Below are 16201 nucleotides of genomic sequence, written 5' to 3'. Positions count from 1 at the left end.
GTAACCTATGAATGAGAAGATGAAAAAACCTCTCGGCATCCTCCTCGTAATTTGCCTCGTGGGTTTCCTGTTTGCAGGCAGCGCCTATGCGGTAAACCGATATTTTGAGGATGCCAAAGGTCATTGGGCGGAGGAAGCCATTCAAATCCTTACGGATAAGGGTGTCATCAGCGGCTATCCCGATGGTCTGGTACACCCCGATGCAATCATTACCAGAGGTGAGTTTGCAGCCCTGATTGCCAGGACAATGGAGCTGCCGGAGCCAAGTAAAAGTGAAGTCACCATTCACTTTACCGACATTGCCGGTCACTGGTCAGAGCATCATGTGGAGGCTCTCATCATTGCGGGAGTCATCCAAAAGGACGATTACGGCACGAAGTTCCTGCCGGACGAACCCATCACCCGCATGGAGATGATCCGTATGCTGGTGAGGGCCATCGGCAAAGGCGACCATGACGCATCCTGTTCCTGCGTTACCGGCTTTTCAGATGACGGAGGGCTCCGTGATAAGGATAAAGCCTGTATCTGCTCCGGTAAAAAGTACGGCATTGTGGATGGCTACCCGGACGGTACGGTAAAGCCGGACGGCAAAGCCACCCGCGCAGAAGCCTTTGAAATGCTGGTGGATGCGGATAAGGCAAAGGAGCAAATCAAGAAAGAAGAACCACCCAAGCCGCCTGTACCCACCAAGCCGGAGGATAAGCCATCCGGTTCCGGCGACTCTGGCGGCGGTGGCTCTTCCTATGTCCCCGCACCGCAGTTTAGTTTTACGCTGCCCAAAACCGCTTACACTGCCGATGAAATTGAGATCAAGCCGGAAAGCCGCTATGTGAGCGGTGTGACATGGTCAGCTCTCAGAAACGGACTTCCAGCCGAGCTTTCCGATCTGGCAGACGGTGCGCTGACCGCAAACGGCGGCAAGGTGAAATTCACGCAGACAGGCAGCATCACCCTCGTTGCCACAGCAAAAAACAGCCGTGGCACCATGGTAACCCATGAGCAGACAATCGGCATTTACCCGGTGGTGACGGCTGACTTCACGCTGCCGGAATCTGCCCACACCGACACAGCCGTGGCGGTGGAGCTTTCCACTGAAAACCTTGGCATCAATTCGGTGATGTGGTTCCTTCAAAAAGACGGGGCTGCCACTGATATAGACAAAGCCCTCACCGGAGAGCTGGATTTCACCGGCGGTACGGTGCTGTTCAAGGAAAAAGGCAGCTATACGCTGACGGCTTCCATCACAGACGAGCTGGGCAAAGCCATCACTGCCGAAAGCAGTATCACCGTCTATCCTGTGGCGGAGGTAACACTCACCCTGCCAGCAGTTTCCCATACCGATAAAACCATCACCCTACAGACAGAAACAAAAGAAACGGACGGTCTCACGCTGGCCTACACCCTGACCCGAAATGGCGAACCCGCCGAAATCGGCACATGGATTGAAGGAAACCCCTCCAATGGCAGCATTCGTTTCAAGGGAAAAGGCGTGTATGCACTGACTGCTTCTCTCACTGACGCAACCGGCAGAGTGTTTGCCGGTACCGCGGGCATCACCGTCTATCCGGTAGGCTCCGCGGGATTTTATCTGCCCGAAATCTTCCACACCGACAAAACCGTGATAGTAGAAGCGGTGTTCGGGGAGATCGGAAGCCATACCGCCAGATGGTCGCTGCTGCGTGACGGCAAAGAGGTGACCCTCACCGATGCGGCAGAGGGTACGCTGGGCAATAGCGGCGGAGAGCTGAAGTTCCACTCCAAGGGCAGCTATGTCCTGAAAGCGGAGTTTACCGATGATGGCGGCAGAAGCTACCGCTATGAGCAGAGTTTCAAGGTATATCCTGTGCCTGCTGTAAGCTACAGCCTGCCAAAGCACGCCCATACCGACACCGATGTGGTGGTCCAAACTGAAACTGCCGATCTGGACGGTCTCACCATCCAATGGCTGGTGGATAACACCTATGGTTTTCAGGATTGGCCGACCTATGTCAGTGGCAGCCTCACAAACGATGGCGGCACCATCCGATTTAAGAGAGCCGGTATCTATGAGTTGGTGGCGAGAATCACCGATGAAACAGGCCGGGTATTTTTGTACGAAAGCAAGGACAGATGCGAGGTGCTTCCCGTGCTGACCATCGGCTTTGAACTTCCCGCCTTTGCCTACACCGATACCGCCATTGATCTCAGAACCCACGGCAACAATAATGTTTTGCCTGTGGAGTGGTCCGCCAGTAAGGACGACAAGAGCATTCCGCTCTCCGAGGCGTTTGGCGGAAACCTCACCCCCCAGGGCGGCAAAATCACTTTCCGAAGCGATGGCGAATATATCCTCACCGCAGCCATGACCGATTACCTCAACCGCAGCTACTCCCATAGTGAAAGCATCCGCATCCTGCCGGTGGTTCAATACGCATTCACCATGCCGCAGACTGTTCACTACGGTGTGGAGTTTGATGTTGCCGCAAAAGATGTTCAGCATATCGGCAGCTATGCCGTGACCTGGACGCTTCAAAAGGATGGCAATACCACACCGTATCAGGGCACCCTGGGCAATGACGGCGGCAGAATCGCCATCCGCGACACCGGAGAATTTACCCTGACTGCTTCCGTTATTGACAGCGCAGGGCGTATAACCTCCCATTCGGAGAGCATCACGGTAACCAACACTGCGCCGAATGCCCCTGTGGTAACGGCGGTTCCCACCCGTACAGCAAAGGACGGCAAGTTCCTTGTAAACATCACCGCCAGTGCTGACGATCCCGATGGGGATGCGGTGACCTTGGAATATGAGGACACCACGGCTGACAGCTATTATGCACCGGGCAGCCACACCATCCGCGTCAGGGCAAAGGATATCGCCGGGGCTTATTCACCGTGGACCGAGAAAGCCTTCACCGTGACCAATGCCGCCCCCACCGTTACCCTGACAGCCGAACCGACCCGCACGGTCAAGAACGGCAAATTCCTTGTCAACATCAGCGCCCAGGCGTCCGATGCGGACGGCGACGCAACCACGCTGGAATGGGAAAACAAGGCGTCAGACAACTACTATGCCCCAGGCGCCCATACCGTCCGTGTCCGTGCAAAAGACATTGCCGGAGCTTATTCCCCTTGGGCAGAAAAAACCTTTACCATCACCAGCTCCGCACCGACTGTAACCCTGACCGCAACCCCCACCCGAACAGCGAATAACGGTAAATTCCTTGTCAATATCAGCGCCGCAGCATCCGATGCAGACGGCGACGCAACCACGCTGGAATGGGAAAACAAGGCGTCAGACAACTACTACGCCGTTGGTACCCACACCATCCGTGTCCGTGCCAAGGATGCAACAGGGCTGTATTCGGAGTGGGTATCGAGGACATTTACAATCACAAACTCAGCGCCGACTGCGCCGGTCATCACCAGGACGCCAAGCGGCAACAGTGTACCGCCGGGAACAGCGGTCACCATCAAGGCAACCAGCTCCGACCCCGATGGCGATCCTGTCACCCTCGTTTGGGAGGGCAGAAATGCCGAAACGCAGACCTACCCGCTGGGCAGGAATGTGGTGCGTGTCAAAGCAGTGGATTCCGCAGGAGCTGAATCTCCCTGGTCTGCCATCGTTTTCTTTGTGGCTGACTCAAACGGCAGCGGCGGCATGACTCTCACCGGCCCCGATTCAGTGATTCTGGAAAACGGCCTTGAGGGTGCCACCATCACGGAGTATACCTTCACCGTTCCGCCTGTCAGCGGTCACAGCGGCTCTGACTTTGGCAGAGTGCGCGGATATAACAAGCTGACCGGCCAGTGGGATCAGCTTGACTATGGTACGACCTCAAACGGCATCACCTTCACCCGCACCCTTGGCGCAGGCGTGTATACCAAACTGGAGTTTTACTACTATACGAATCATGATTGTATGTACAACAAATCAAACATCACCTACTCGGTGACCTACCACTTTGAATAGGAGGGAAATCCATGAAATTTCTGTTTTGCAAGCTGAAGAAAAAGACCGTCACAGCAGTTTCCAAAACCCGCTATATCCTTTCCGATATCAGCGGGGAGGGCTACATTGACACAGCCATCAAAATCCTGCTGGCGGTTGTCCTTGGCGCCCTGCTCCTTGCGGGGCTTTATGCCCTGTTCGGAGAAACGGTGCTGCCGACCCTGACTCAGCGGATCAAGGAAATGTTCAACTATGGAGGCTAATGGCATCGCACAGGCGGTGCTTTTTTCTTTCCTGCTTATGGCGGCTTCTGTGTGGGATCTCCGCAAACGGATCATCCCGGACAGCATCTGCCTCCTGATTGCACTGACGGGGCTGATTGATTTCAGCCCCGTCAAGTTTTTGGGAATCCTTGCGGCGCTTCCGCTTTTGATTGCTGCCCTATGCAAGCCGGACGGCATCGGAGGCGGGGACATCAAGCTCACTGCTGCCGCAGGCATTGTTTTGGGATTTTGGGGATGCACGGCAGGGCTGATACTCGGCCTGACTGCATCCCTCTTTTTTTATCTCTTGAATCAGACCATCAGAAGGCTCCGAAAACTGGAGCCGCAGAGAGCGGCACAGGCATCCCTGCCCATGGCGCCGTTTTTATCCCTCGGCTTTCTTGTCGTAACCATTCTAAATATTGGAGGAAACATCCTATGAAAAGAATCCATATCAGCAGAAAAAGGACCATTCTCATTGCCGGTATCGCCGTTTCGCTGGCGGCGGCAGCCTTTATTCCCATGGCGGTCAGGGCGCACAGCCGCAGGAAACACACTTCCGTTTAAGCAACACCAAATGAAATCAAGGAGGAAAACTCATGAGCTTTTTCAAAAACCGCACGGTTGTCGGTGCAATCTGCATCCTTTTGTCCCTGCTTATCTGCTTCGGCGTAACGCCGCTGTTCAATAAATCCGTCAGCCAAAAAACCGAGATTGTCCGTGTGACCAAGGAAATCAAGGCAGGCGATGAAATCACCAAAGATATGGTCCAGACCGTGGAGGTGGGCGGTTTCGGACTGCCCGAAAATGTCATTCGCCAAAGCGAAACGGTCATCGGCAAATACGCCAAAGCCGACCTCTCCATCGGTGACTATATCTTAAATACCAAGCTGTCCGACACCCCGGCTGCGGAAAATGCCTACCTTTACAATCTGGACGGTACCAAGCAGGCCATGTCGGTGACCATCAAGAGCTTTGCAAACGGTCTTTCCGGCAAGCTCCAGAGCGGCGACATCGTGTCGGTCATTGCCGCCGACTATAAGAAGCAAGGAATGACTGTCATCCCTGCCGAGCTGAAATATGTGGAGGTCATCAGCGTGACCGCCTCCTCCGGCTATGACGCCAACACCGGAGAAGCCAAGTCCGAGAAGGACGAGCGTGAGCTGCCCTCCACGGTGACCTTGCTGGTTTCCCCGGAACAGAGCAAGGTATTGGCGGAGCTGGAGGCTGACGGCAAGCTCCACCTGTCCCTCGTTTATCGCGGCACTCCTGCCAATACCGCCAAATTTATAGAGGCGCAGGATAAGGTAATCGCCGCCCTGTACTCCACGGAGCAGCCGGAGGACGGCTCTTCTGAACCGAAGTCCCAGGGATCGGAGGAAAGTGCCGTATCCGAAGCACCCACAGAAAGCGGGGTGCAGTGATGCTGAACTTTAAGAAAAAGGGCATCTTCACCCGCCAGCCTGCGAGAGAGGATGCCCAGCCGGATCAGGAGCCGCAGGGCGGCATTCTTGCCGTTTGGGGCTCCCCCGGCAGCGGCAAGACGGTTACAGCCGTAAAGATTGCGAAGCACCTTGCCGACCGGAAGAAAAACGTGGTGCTTTTGCTCTGTGATGCGACCGCACCCATGCTGCCCTGCATCTTTCCACCCTCCGAGCTGGAGTGTGAGCATTCGCTGGGCAGTATTCTTGCCGCCACCCATGTGACGGAAGCTCTCATCAAACACAATCTGGTAACGCTGAAAAAGAACAGCTACCTCACCATCCTCGGCATGAAAAAGGGCGAGAACGAATACACCTACCCGCCCTATGAGCAGATACAGGCGCAAGAGCTGTTGGATGGGCTTCGTGAAATCGCCCCATTCGCAGTGGTGGACTGCGGCAGCTATATCGCAAACGACATCCTCTCCGCTGTGGCGCTCATGGAGGCCGACAGCGTCCTGCGCCTCGCCAATGCCGACCTCAAATCGGTAAGCTATCTCTCCAGTCAGCTCCCACTGCTTCGGGATTCCAAGTGGGATACGGATAAGCAATACAAGGTTGCCAGCAATATAAAACCCCAGCAGGCCGGGGAACAGATTGGACAGGCGCTGGGCTCGGTGGCATTTACCCTGACCCATTCTCAGGAGCTGGAGGAACAGTATCTCGCAGGGAATCTGCTTGCGGATTTATCCCTGAAGGACAGCCGCCTGTTCCGCAGGGAAATCGAAAAAATCGCAAAGGAGGTGTTCGGATGTTAGGCAAAAAGAGAAATACCCCGGCATTTGAGGGGCAGAAAAATAAGCTGCAGGCAGAACAGAAGCAGAAAAAAACGGCACAGAACCACTCTTCCATCCCCCCAACAGCGGCTCCCGCTTTAAACAACATCAGAGAGCAAGAGTCCGCAACGGGCCGCCCAGTGGATCTTGCAGGCGCAAACCGCGCCCATACGCTGTTCTTCACTCCTGAAGCCGAGGGCAAGGATTTCTCATCGGTCCTTGCCGATGTGCAGGAGTACATCTCCGAGCATTACAGCACCCTCATCACCGCAGGCGGCGAGGATGCCAAGGCACAGCTCAAACGCTACATCACCAAATACGTCCAGGACCATCGTGTCTCAGTAAACGACATGAGCGGCGGAAAACTGGCAGAGGCACTCTACACCGAAATGGCGGAGTTCGGATTTTTGACGAAATACATCTTCGGCACAGGTATCGAGGAAATCGACATCAACTCGTGGCGGGATATTGAAGTACAGTATTCTGACGGCCGCACGGTCAAGCTGGAGGAACGCTTTGAAAGCCCCCAACACGCCGTCAATGTGATTCGCAGGATGCTCCACATCAGTGGCATGGTTTTAGACAACGCCAGCCCCATTGTACTTGGGCATCTTTCCAAAAACATCCGAATCGCCGTGCTGAAAAGCCCCATCGTGGACGAGGATGTGGGTGTGGCGGCCTCCATCCGTATTGTAAACCCGCAGAGTATGAAGAAAGAGGACTTTGTCAGGAGCGGCACTGCGACAGACCCCATGCTGGACTTTTTATCCCTCTGCATCCGCTACGGCATATCGGTCTGCGTGGCGGGAGCCACCAGCTCCGGCAAGACCACCGTGGCAGGCTGGGTACTGACTACTGTGCCGGACAACAAAAGAATCTACACCATAGAAAACGGCTCCCGTGAGCTGGCTCTCGTCAGAGAAAAGGACGGAAAGGTGGTCAATTCGGTCATCCATACCCTGACCCGCGACAGCGACAATGACCGCCAGCGCATTGATCAGACCAACCTCTTGGACTATGCACTCCGTTTTAATCCGGATATCATTGTGGTGGGCGAGATGCGCGGTGCGGAAGCCAATGCCGCCCAAGAAGCCGCCCGAACCGGCGTGGCGGTGCTGACTACCATCCACTCAAACTCATGTGAAGCCACCTACCGAAGAATGGTATCCCTGTGCAAACGTGCGGTGGATATGTCGGACCAGACCCTCATGGACTATGTCACCGAAGCCTATCCTATTGTGGTGTTCTGCAAGCAGCTTGAAAACAAGCAGCGCCGCATGATGGAAATTCAGGAATGCGAGATCCTCCCGGACGGCTCAAGGAGCTACCGCCCGCTGTTCCAGTATGTCATTACCGAAAACCGCATGGAGGATGGTAAATTCATTATAGAGGGTACACACGCACAGGTGAACACCATCTCGGACAGCCTCTCCAAACGGCTGCTGGAGAACGGTATGCCCCAGGCGGTTATTGAGAGCCTGCGGGGAAAGGAGGCGCACAGCGCATGACAACGGTACTTTTGATTGCCTGTATCGGAATGATAGCAGGCTTTTTTATTTTGCTCGGTCTCACACCCATGGAGTTCACGGCTGCAGTATTCGAAAAGCTCACCGACAGGCCCAAGTCCCTTCGGGACGAGGTGGGCGAGTTCACTCGCAGGAAAAAACTGTCCTATCTGCGCCGTGAAATTGCCGAGGTGCAATCCATCCTCAAGGTAACCGGCAGGACGGCATGCTTTCCCATGCTCTGCGCCCTGTCCCTGTTATTCTTTGCCGTGGGCGCCTCCATCGCCGTCATGCTCCCGAACTTTTTCCTTGTTCCTGTCATGGCGGCAGGCTGTATGTTCCTGCCCTTCTGGTGGGTAAAGCTCACGGCCAGCCACTTCAAGCGGGATATTGCGGCGGAGCTGGAAACGGCACTCAGCATCATCACCACCGCCTACCTCAGAAACGAGGACATTTTGACGGCGGTGGAGGAAAACATCGCATACCTGAACCCGCCTGTGCTGTCGGTGTTCAAGGGATTTGTGTCCCGTGTCAGGCTGGTTGACCCCGATGTGACGGCAGCACTCCATGACCTGAAAGACCGGATTGACAACGCTGTATATGCCGAGTGGTGCGATGCCCTCATCGCTTGCCAGCATGACCGCAGCCTCAAGACTACCCTGACCCCCATCGTCAGCAAGCTCAGTGATATGCGGGTGGTCAACGGCGAGCTTGATAATATGGTCTTTGAGCCGAGAAAGGAATTCATCATCATGCAGATTCTGGTGGTAGGCAATATCCCGCTTATGTATTTTTTGAATCAGGACTGGTACCACACGCTGATGCACACACCTCTGGGGCAGATTATCCTGACCATCTGCGCTGCCGTGATTTTCGTTTCCACGGCGTTTGTCATCAAGCTCACCCAGCCCATTGAATATCGAAGATAGGAGGACGCCCATGACAATCTATCTCTTTTTATTCGGAGTCCTCCTGTCGGCAGGGCTCTTTTTCATTGCCGCCGATCTGCTGCGGCTGCCCACACTCGCTACTCAAAAGGCGATGCTGTCGGCAGGAAAGCAGGCCAAAGCAAAACCTAAAGCCACCGATGCGCTGCTGCGAAATGCTGCCGTCCGGCTATCTCGCTACATCCATATGGATGAGTATAAGAAAAGCAGGATGGCAAATGTGCTGTCGGCCGCAGGGCTTTCCGACTCGCCGGAGCTGTTCACGGCAATGGCAATCGTCAAGGCGATGAGTATTGCGCTTTGCATCATTCCCTGCTTGATCGTCCTGCCATTGCTGGCGCCCATTGTGCTGTTCACCGCCATACTGGTTTATTTCAAGGAAATCCGCAAGGCGGATGAAGCCCTGGCAGCCAAGCGCGGTAAAATCGAACAGGAGCTGCCCCGCTTTGTGGTAACCATCACCCAGGAGCTGAAAGCCAGCCGGGATGTGCTATCTATGCTGGAGAATTTCAAGAGGAATGCGGGCGAGGACTTCGCCGCAGAGCTTGATATCCTCACGGCGGATATGCGTTCCTCCAGCTACGAAGCGGCATTGACCCGCTTTGAGGCGAGGTTCAATTCGCCTATGCTCTCAGATATCACGCGAGGGCTGATCGGCGTACTGCGCGGGGATGACGGTGGGATGTATTTTCAGATGCTGGCACACGACATGAAGCAACTGGAGCTCCAACGCCTCAAGGCGCAGGCTATGAAGATACCACCCAAAATCCGCGTGTTCTCCTTTGCCATGCTCATGTGCTTTCTTATGACTTACATGGCGATTATTGTCTATGAAATCATCACATCCCTCGGCGGGATGTTCTAAGGAGGTGCCAAATGCAGCGAGAACAGATAATAGATACGTTGCGGGAAAAGCTCGACCGCAACTGGAACGATTACGTGGGTGAGCTGGACGGACTTTCAAAAGGCGTTCTCATTGGAAAAAGCGATGAGATCACAGCCGCCCGCTTTGTATATAACGAGCTGTACGGCGGCGGGTATCCGGAGGATTACATGGAATACCTCCTGCGTTTTGAAAATCCCCTGGAGGTTGCAAGGGATCAGTGGATATCAGAGCAATCGGTCGATTTCAGCGAGGAACTGAATCATGCACTCTGGAGTCTGATGGACAAGGGCGATGCGGAACAGAATTATGCCCTTGACCCGGAATATACGCCGATCCCTGCAACGGATAAAAAAATCACCGTGCGGGAATTCATTGAGCGCCATCCCTGTGCAAATCTCGACATGATGACTCCCGGAGGCTTTGTGTACCTGACACCGGAAGAAGCACAACTTCTGCTGTCCGGACAGAGCATAAAAGGGCATCCCGGTGATCCTGAATATGCCGTGGAAATCACCGCAGAAGAACTGCTGGACCAGGAAGTCCGTAGTGTCAGTTTTAGTAAGGGTACCTGGCGTATGTTAAGCGATTACATTCGGGAGCCGGAACAGGAGCAGCCTCCTTTTGAGCAGGGGGTGACCATGTGCTGAAAATTCTGAAAAACAAGCGTGGCGAGGGATATATTGATGTGGCGGTGCTGGTGCTGTGCGCTATGCTGGTCATTGCCCTTGGTGTGAAGGTGTTCCCCGTCTATATCCAAAAGCAGCAGATCGACACCTTTGCCGTAGAGCTCATGCGGGAAGCGGAAATTGCCGGACAGATCGGCAGCGAAACCAGCCGCCGGGAGCAGTTTCTGAGGGAAAAGACCGGACTAATCCCCACAGTTACATGGTCCAAAACCGGCAGAATTCAGCTCAATGAGGAAGTTTCGGTGACGGTCACCTACCAAACCGACATCGGACTGTTTGGTGGATTCGGCTCCTTCCCGATTACACTCAGGTCTGATGCCGCGGGAAAATCAGAAGTCTATTGGAAGTAGGTGATGAGATGGAAAAAATCAAGCGTATCCTCAAGGACAAAAGCGGCTCAGGCTTTCCCCTCATCATCGCCGTCACCCTGTCGCTGATGATTGTCTTCACCGGCATCTCGGAATATTTCAGGCTTACGATCGTGGCGCAGGGTGTGCGGGATGCGGTGCAGACCGCCGTTATTTCCACCGTCAATGACAATTATGACGATGTGTACCACGGCGTGCGGGAGGGTTATTCGGGAGCCTACCAGCCCATTGCCGAGGATTTTGAGGAAAGCATTGATTACGGCGATATCTATGACAGGCTGGATGGTGTACTCGGTCTTTCCTACAGCGGCGGCTATCATGAAAAACGCACTCCGGACGGCAAGCTGGAATTTAAGGTGTGGAATCTGGAGGTGGATATCCGAAACGCTCCCTTTGCATCGGGCGACCAAGCCTCCTCCCGCTTTGAAGCTGACAGTACCATCATGCTGGAGGTTCCCGTGTCTTTTGGCGGAAAACTGCTGCCCCCCATGACAATCAAAGTCAAGACCAGCGCCGGATACACACCGAGGTTTTAACCCTGTGGAGAAGTTTTCTTGGAATAATGATAGACTTTTTGAAAAGTTCGTGGTAGGGTGTGACTTAACAGGAACCTATCAAAATTTAACAAATAGGAGGACACTCTTATGAAAAATATGAATGCCAAAACGAAGAAATGGCTGGCCGTAACCGGATGCCTCGCCCTCTGTGCGGTGCTTGTGGTACTGATCGGACAGCAATTCATAACCCCAAAGCCGGTGGATACCCCGCCCTCGCCCCAAAGCTCCGAGGTGAGCAATGTGACGGTGGACCCCAGGATGCCGGATAGCACAGAGAAAGAAAAAGAGAGCACCGTAGCCCCGCCTGATACCACCCAACCGACAAACATCGACAACGGTGCAGTTTCCAGCGGCACGGAACAGACCATCCAAAGCAATGCAACCAAGCCGGAACATACTGAGGAACAGCTCAAAGACCCCACGCAGAAACCTGACGGCGAAAAGGTCACGGAGCCTCCCAAGCCCGTCGACCATGATAAGGTGGAAAAGCCCAAGAATACCCCCAAAAATGACAATCAGCCGCAGGGCGGCGAAACCAAGGACGGCAAGATTTATGTGCCGGGTTTCGGGTGGATTGACGATAACGGCGGTGGCGGTCAAGGCACAACTGTAGACGGTGACGGCGATATCAATAAACAAGTCGGCAATATGGGGGAATAACAGAATACTTTCACAAGGCACGGTTGAAACAGACCGTGCCTTTACTTTTGCAAAAAGGAGGCCGCAATGAAGAAATTATTCAAGAGCATAGCCAGTCTTATGCTGGTGCTTTGCCTATTCTGCCCCCTAACCGCATTTGCTGATACCGGCGGCAGCGGAAATATCGATGGCGGCGGTGGAGACATGGGCAGTGGAACCAGCACCAACACATGGAGCGGCGGTAACGAAGGTGTGCGTATTACTGTGGTTCGGGCAAGTGATCACACAACGGTCACCACGCCGGTAGATTTTACAAATAAGAAACCGGACAATATTCGTGTTCATTTTGGAAAGGTAAGCAAACTGTTCTATAGCTCCGGTCAGCAATTAAGCCCTACCACAAGTGTGTACCATTATATCAATCCAGCTCAAACCATACCCCGCATTATCAGTACCAACGGAAGTAACAATATTGCCGCCATCAAGAAGTATTTCTGCTCGGAATATGTCATCAAACGCATTGCAGATGTAACAGGCATGAATTACGATGTTCTCATCGGCGGTGAGTATAAAATCCTCTTGGAGCCCATTGCCTACTACAAATTTGAGGGAGTTATGATTGCCACCACCGCTACCGAAGCCGCCCTATATGATGAACAGGTTAGCGGTCTGCTCCGCAGAAGAATGGTGTCTCTTACCCACAAGAATCTGCCCCTCGCCATGTTTTTGGAGGTAGGCGACCTCGGCTATCCCGCATGGGGAGGCAGCAAAAGCAGCGCCGCATCCAATGCGGATATCAAGTCCAGCCTTGGACTTGGCATTGTCCGTTTTACGGAGAAACCGGAGGAACCTCAGATTGACGCCTACGATTATGAGTACCGGGTAAACACCAATGTCATCACGGCGGTGAGGATCAGCGGAGGTCAGTCCGATCCCGACAGGCCCACCCGCGTCAGCTTTAATATCGGTGGGCAAACCTACAGTGTGGGCAATGTCTACTACCCCGAAGGCGATAGCCAGCTTGCGTGGGTAAAATGGAAGACCCCCGATACTGAGCAGAACATGACAATTCAGGTGACGGTATCCGGTTCCGGCAGTACGGCGAAAACGACCCTCAACGTCAAAATCCTTGACCTTGATAAGAACCCTCCGCCCAATCCCGTAGCCGATGACCGCAACGATAGCTTCCGTGCCTCTGCAGTACCAAACAGAGCTGCAAAAAGCTCGGCAAGCTGGAGTGTCTGGCGACCGTGGTGGCAGGAATATTGGGTGTGGCACAGTGATTATGACGATGAAGGAAATGATAACGGATATTGGTGCGATCACGGATGGTGGGAGTTTGACCTGGACCGTTACAGTGCCAGCCTGACCGCCGCCATGAGCATCAAATGCGACAGCATGAATCCGACTGCCAGCGGAAGAACGATGAAATCGGGATATGGCATCAACCAGACCGTCACCGGAAGTATCAGCTCCAACCAAAGCTCGGCGGTTACCCAGCCGCAGAATGCGGTCAGCTATTTTCCCGAATTTGCCTATGAAACCTATTGGCGGCTCTTGGAGCGCATGGGATCGGGGCGGTTTGAGCTTCAGCAAAACCCTTACTCCACCTACAAAAACCGCACCCATTTCAGCCCGATCTGGATGCCGGACGGAGCATATACCGTTAACACATGGCTCATTGATGGGTGGACTCCGGATGGAATGCTGTCGGCCAACCTTACAGACAGCCTGACCATAAGGGGCAACTTGTGGCAGGACTGGCACGTCGCTCCTAAGAAGCCATAACAGGGAGGATACAATGGCATATGAACGAATTGAGGCACCAAAAGGCAGCCTGTACCACTACACGCAAAAGGACCGGCTGGATGCAATATTGCAGGATGGGCGCATCCGGCGATTTGGAGATCGTGAGTGCTGGTTCTGCATTTCTCTCGCAGACACCCTGAGGCTTATGGAAATGACCGTCATGAAGGAAGGACATCCCTACGTTGATACACGGGGATTTTTACAGAGATACCCCGCTTTTGTACCAGAGGATTACATCATCCTAAAGCTGGAGCAACGGTATCAAAATGGGGAATGGGTGAGATGGAATCAGGAGATGCCACCCGGCTGTCCTCCTGAAATACTTGCGGAGGCTGAAGAATTCAGTTTATTGAAGAAAGGCTTCCGCGGTGACCTGAAATTTTATCAGAACCTCCAGGGAATCGAAGTGTCCTCGCTCCTGGAGGAACAGGCTCAGGGCATGGATATGACAATGAAACTATAAATACAGAAAAAGAACAAGGTTGCAGGAGCAATTCTGCGGCCTTTTCTTAACTTTTAGAAAGGTGGTTTTTATGAAAAGGTATAAGAAAATTGCTCTTATGCTTATCCTCGTCCTCATGGCAACCATGTTATTTAGCACAACTGCATTTGCGGCAAATGGCGATGTTGCGGGAGCTATTGAGGGCACATGGAACGATGCCTCCGGGCAGATTAAGACGGTGGTCAACAAGGTGGTATTTCCCGCAATTGACCTCATTCTGGCGGTGTTTTTCTTTGCAAAATTAGGGATGGCATACTTCGACTATCGCAAGCATGGCCAGTTTGAGTGGGCGGCTCCGGCGATTTTGTTCGCCTGTTTGGTGTTCACCCTTACGGCCCCGACTTACATCTGGACTATTCTTGGCATGTAGACAAAGCAAGAGCCGTCGCGTCAAGTTAGATGCAACGGCTCAATTTCGTGATAAGTCAGATTTTATTGTGTAGGTGAAGTTAAACACTAACAGAGGGTGTGCTCATACCCTTACACAATGTTTTCACCCAAAATAATTTTTGGCATAGTGGTTAAGCATCTGTTCCACCGCTTGTAAAAATGCTCTAACCCTAACTTTGACACCCTTGCGTGAGTTTCTTCATCTCTAACAGTCCAATGTAAAACATAAGTGACTTTGCCTACATTACGTGTGAGGCGAACAGGCAATGCCCCTTCTTTAACGGCATTAAAATCTGTTTGGCGGTGGGTGCGTTTGATATATCTAACTTCAATAATACCATCTTGCTCCATATAAAAGGCGGCAACCTCTTTCATAAGTTGCTCAATTTCCTCTTGCTTTTCAATCTTTGCCTCATAGATACAAATTTCATTAAACATTTATTGCACCACCTCGCACATTATATAAACTTGCTCACCGAGCGTTAATTTCCCATGCTACCGTTTCACAAAAGTTTTACACGGTAGATATATAAAGTGAGTTTACCATAGTAAATCGGAACTTTCAATCAAACAAATATGAACAATGGAAAGGACACAGATACTATGAAAAAAGTCCGTTCACCACCCTTATGCAAGGATACTCTGGACTATACTCGGGATGTGATGGTGAAAATATAATGAGGACAGTCTTGCACTATCAGCAAGGCTGTCCTCAATTTTTATACGAATGGCATTCTGCTTAAGGAAAAGCTGTATCAATTTTCATTGTTAGATGGCAAAGTTTGCATCAGGGCAAAGAAATGTTCAGGCTTACCGGTGCTAAAATAGAGATACCAGGCTTCCAGTGTTTCTGACTGAAATACACCTAAATACTCAATGATTTGTTTTGCCCACAACAACCCTCCGGTAGAACCTGCAGTAATGAGGTTGTTATCTGCTACAGAGGACTCGTCTATATAAAAACTCTGTCCTTTATAGCAGGGAGAAAACATTTCAAGAAATCCAGCCCCATTACTGGTATGTCGACGATTATCCAAAATCCCAATATTGGCAAGTGCAGCAGTGGAGCCACAGATTGCACCCACCACGGCACCTGCAGAAAGGAATTCCCTTGCTTTTTCGATAATCGCTCCATGCTTAGGGTCGCTCCAAGTATTTGCACCCGGCAATAGCAATGCACTTGTTTCACTCACAACCATATCGTCAATCAAGCAATCTGGCACAATGGTCAGTCCACCCATTGTACGGATTGGCTCATTAGAGTGACTAACCGTTTTAAGAGATATACGCTGTGCATCTTTTTTGAAAAAGCGACCGGAATTCAGCTCCGAAGTAACATATCCCAATTCCCAGTCGGCTAAAGTATCGAGAACATAAACATACATTGTAATCATAAGTTTCCTCCACTTGGTATGTAATATTGTTTTGTTTGCTTTTTTATTGTATCATACTATTGTTGAC

The 16201-nt window shown here is 52.4% G+C and carries 18 protein-coding genes; 16 read left to right on the top strand and 2 right to left on the bottom strand.

The annotated features are described in order from the left end of the window. The first annotated feature begins 7 nt into the window (after positions 1-7). From ACQGQ5_RS05045 to ACQGQ5_RS04970, 16 genes are all read left to right on the top strand, one after another. Positions 8-3952 carry an S-layer homology domain-containing protein gene (locus ACQGQ5_RS05045; protein ID WP_449290483.1) on the top strand — a complete coding sequence of 1315 codons (3945 nt, stop codon included), beginning with the start codon at positions 8-10 and terminating at the stop codon, positions 3950-3952. An 11-nt stretch (positions 3953-3963) separates the two neighbouring features. Continuing rightward, positions 3964-4194, top strand: coding sequence for a DUF6133 family protein (locus ACQGQ5_RS05040; RefSeq protein WP_455735474.1), 231 nt, complete (start codon positions 3964-3966; stop codon positions 4192-4194). Next, on the top strand, positions 4184-4636 hold the full coding sequence (locus ACQGQ5_RS05035) for a prepilin peptidase (RefSeq protein ID WP_449290485.1): 453 nt from the start codon (positions 4184-4186) through the stop codon (positions 4634-4636). Before ACQGQ5_RS05040 ends, ACQGQ5_RS05035 begins: the two co-directional genes overlap by 11 nt. Next, positions 4633-4761 carry a hypothetical protein gene (locus ACQGQ5_RS05030; RefSeq protein WP_449290486.1) on the top strand — a complete coding sequence of 43 codons (129 nt, stop codon included), beginning with the start codon at positions 4633-4635 and terminating at the stop codon, positions 4759-4761. Before ACQGQ5_RS05035 ends, ACQGQ5_RS05030 begins: the two co-directional genes overlap by 4 nt. 32 nt (positions 4762-4793) lie before the next feature. After that, complete coding sequence (gene cpaB / locus ACQGQ5_RS05025; RefSeq protein WP_449290487.1) at positions 4794-5618, top strand: Flp pilus assembly protein CpaB; 825 nt, start codon at positions 4794-4796, stop codon at positions 5616-5618. Next, complete coding sequence (locus ACQGQ5_RS05020; protein WP_449290488.1) at positions 5618-6433, top strand: ParA family protein; 816 nt, start codon at positions 5618-5620, stop codon at positions 6431-6433. Before cpaB ends, ACQGQ5_RS05020 begins: the two co-directional genes overlap by 1 nt. Further along, positions 6427-7959, top strand: a complete 1533-nt coding sequence (locus tag ACQGQ5_RS05015; RefSeq protein ID WP_449290489.1) for a type II/IV secretion system ATPase subunit — start codon at positions 6427-6429, stop codon at positions 7957-7959. The genes ACQGQ5_RS05020 and ACQGQ5_RS05015 overlap by 7 nt, the downstream gene beginning before the upstream one ends. Then, positions 7956-8885 carry a type II secretion system F family protein gene (locus tag ACQGQ5_RS05010; RefSeq protein ID WP_449290490.1) on the top strand — a complete coding sequence of 310 codons (930 nt, stop codon included), beginning with the start codon at positions 7956-7958 and terminating at the stop codon, positions 8883-8885. Before ACQGQ5_RS05015 ends, ACQGQ5_RS05010 begins: the two co-directional genes overlap by 4 nt. A 10-nt stretch (positions 8886-8895) precedes the next feature. Continuing rightward, positions 8896-9768, top strand: coding sequence for a secretion protein F (locus tag ACQGQ5_RS05005; protein ID WP_449290491.1), 873 nt, complete (start codon positions 8896-8898; stop codon positions 9766-9768). An 11-nt stretch (positions 9769-9779) separates the two neighbouring features. Then, positions 9780-10436, top strand: coding sequence for a hypothetical protein (locus ACQGQ5_RS05000; protein ID WP_449290492.1), 657 nt, complete (start codon positions 9780-9782; stop codon positions 10434-10436). After that, positions 10430-10825 (top strand): DUF4320 family protein, encoded by a 396-nt coding sequence (locus ACQGQ5_RS04995; RefSeq protein ID WP_449290493.1) that lies wholly within the window; start codon positions 10430-10432, stop codon positions 10823-10825. Before ACQGQ5_RS05000 ends, ACQGQ5_RS04995 begins: the two co-directional genes overlap by 7 nt. A gap of 8 nt (positions 10826-10833) precedes the next feature. Next, positions 10834-11379, top strand: a complete 546-nt coding sequence (locus tag ACQGQ5_RS04990) for a hypothetical protein (protein ID WP_455735473.1) — start codon at positions 10834-10836, stop codon at positions 11377-11379. A 108-nt stretch (positions 11380-11487) separates the two neighbouring features. Then, positions 11488-12060, top strand: coding sequence for a DUF6550 family protein (locus ACQGQ5_RS04985; protein WP_455735472.1), 573 nt, complete (start codon positions 11488-11490; stop codon positions 12058-12060). Positions 12061-12126: 66 nt separating this feature from the next. Continuing rightward, positions 12127-13827, top strand: coding sequence for a hypothetical protein (locus tag ACQGQ5_RS04980; protein ID WP_455735471.1), 1701 nt, complete (start codon positions 12127-12129; stop codon positions 13825-13827). 13 nt (positions 13828-13840) lie between these two features. Then, positions 13841-14311 (top strand): hypothetical protein, encoded by a 471-nt coding sequence (locus tag ACQGQ5_RS04975; RefSeq protein ID WP_455735470.1) that lies wholly within the window; start codon positions 13841-13843, stop codon positions 14309-14311. A gap of 70 nt (positions 14312-14381) precedes the next feature. After that, on the top strand, positions 14382-14720 hold the full coding sequence (locus ACQGQ5_RS04970; RefSeq protein WP_455735469.1) for a DUF3852 domain-containing protein: 339 nt from the start codon (positions 14382-14384) through the stop codon (positions 14718-14720). Between the two features lie 110 nt (positions 14721-14830). On the opposite strand, the gene ACQGQ5_RS04965 is transcribed toward ACQGQ5_RS04970, so the two are convergent. Together ACQGQ5_RS04965 and ACQGQ5_RS04960 are read right to left on the bottom strand one after the other, a co-directional pair. Then, positions 14831-15178: a hypothetical protein gene (locus tag ACQGQ5_RS04965; RefSeq protein WP_455735468.1), complete on the bottom strand. Its 348-nt coding sequence runs from the start codon at positions 15176-15178 to the stop codon at positions 14831-14833. 317 nt (positions 15179-15495) lie between these two features. Then, positions 15496-16134 (bottom strand): type 1 glutamine amidotransferase family protein, encoded by a 639-nt coding sequence (locus ACQGQ5_RS04960; RefSeq protein ID WP_455735467.1) that lies wholly within the window; start codon positions 16132-16134, stop codon positions 15496-15498. Between the last annotated feature and the right edge of the window lie 67 nt (positions 16135-16201).

This window comes from Caproiciproducens sp. (assembly GCF_053840905.1).
The sequence above is the reverse complement of the archived record's forward strand: the minus strand, read 5'-3'. Positions and strand labels throughout refer to the sequence as shown.

Excerpts from the sequence above, each read along its gene's own strand:
- ACQGQ5_RS05045 (WP_449290483.1), top strand. The coding sequence starts at position 8 with ATGAATGAGAAGATGAAAAAACCTCTCGGCATCCTCCTCGTAATTTGC.
- ACQGQ5_RS05040 (WP_455735474.1), top strand. The coding sequence starts at position 3,964 with ATGAAATTTCTGTTTTGCAAGCTGAAGAAAAAGACCGTCACAGCAGTT.
- ACQGQ5_RS05035 (WP_449290485.1), top strand. The coding sequence starts at position 4,184 with ATGGAGGCTAATGGCATCGCACAGGCGGTGCTTTTTTCTTTCCTGCTT.
- ACQGQ5_RS05030 (WP_449290486.1), top strand. The coding sequence starts at position 4,633 with ATGAAAAGAATCCATATCAGCAGAAAAAGGACCATTCTCATTGCCGGT.
- cpaB (WP_449290487.1), top strand. The coding sequence starts at position 4,794 with ATGAGCTTTTTCAAAAACCGCACGGTTGTCGGTGCAATCTGCATCCTT.
- ACQGQ5_RS05020 (WP_449290488.1), top strand. The coding sequence starts at position 5,618 with ATGCTGAACTTTAAGAAAAAGGGCATCTTCACCCGCCAGCCTGCGAGA.
- ACQGQ5_RS05015 (WP_449290489.1), top strand. The coding sequence starts at position 6,427 with ATGTTAGGCAAAAAGAGAAATACCCCGGCATTTGAGGGGCAGAAAAAT.
- ACQGQ5_RS05010 (WP_449290490.1), top strand. The coding sequence starts at position 7,956 with ATGACAACGGTACTTTTGATTGCCTGTATCGGAATGATAGCAGGCTTT.
- ACQGQ5_RS05005 (WP_449290491.1), top strand. The coding sequence starts at position 8,896 with ATGACAATCTATCTCTTTTTATTCGGAGTCCTCCTGTCGGCAGGGCTC.
- ACQGQ5_RS05000 (WP_449290492.1), top strand. The coding sequence starts at position 9,780 with ATGCAGCGAGAACAGATAATAGATACGTTGCGGGAAAAGCTCGACCGC.
- ACQGQ5_RS04990 (WP_455735473.1), top strand. The coding sequence starts at position 10,834 with ATGGAAAAAATCAAGCGTATCCTCAAGGACAAAAGCGGCTCAGGCTTT.
- ACQGQ5_RS04985 (WP_455735472.1), top strand. The coding sequence starts at position 11,488 with ATGAAAAATATGAATGCCAAAACGAAGAAATGGCTGGCCGTAACCGGA.
- ACQGQ5_RS04980 (WP_455735471.1), top strand. The coding sequence starts at position 12,127 with ATGAAGAAATTATTCAAGAGCATAGCCAGTCTTATGCTGGTGCTTTGC.
- ACQGQ5_RS04975 (WP_455735470.1), top strand. The coding sequence starts at position 13,841 with ATGGCATATGAACGAATTGAGGCACCAAAAGGCAGCCTGTACCACTAC.
- ACQGQ5_RS04970 (WP_455735469.1), top strand. The coding sequence starts at position 14,382 with ATGAAAAGGTATAAGAAAATTGCTCTTATGCTTATCCTCGTCCTCATG.
- ACQGQ5_RS04965 (WP_455735468.1), bottom strand. The coding sequence starts at position 15,178 with ATGTTTAATGAAATTTGTATCTATGAGGCAAAGATTGAAAAGCAAGAG.
- ACQGQ5_RS04960 (WP_455735467.1), bottom strand. The coding sequence starts at position 16,134 with ATGATTACAATGTATGTTTATGTTCTCGATACTTTAGCCGACTGGGAA.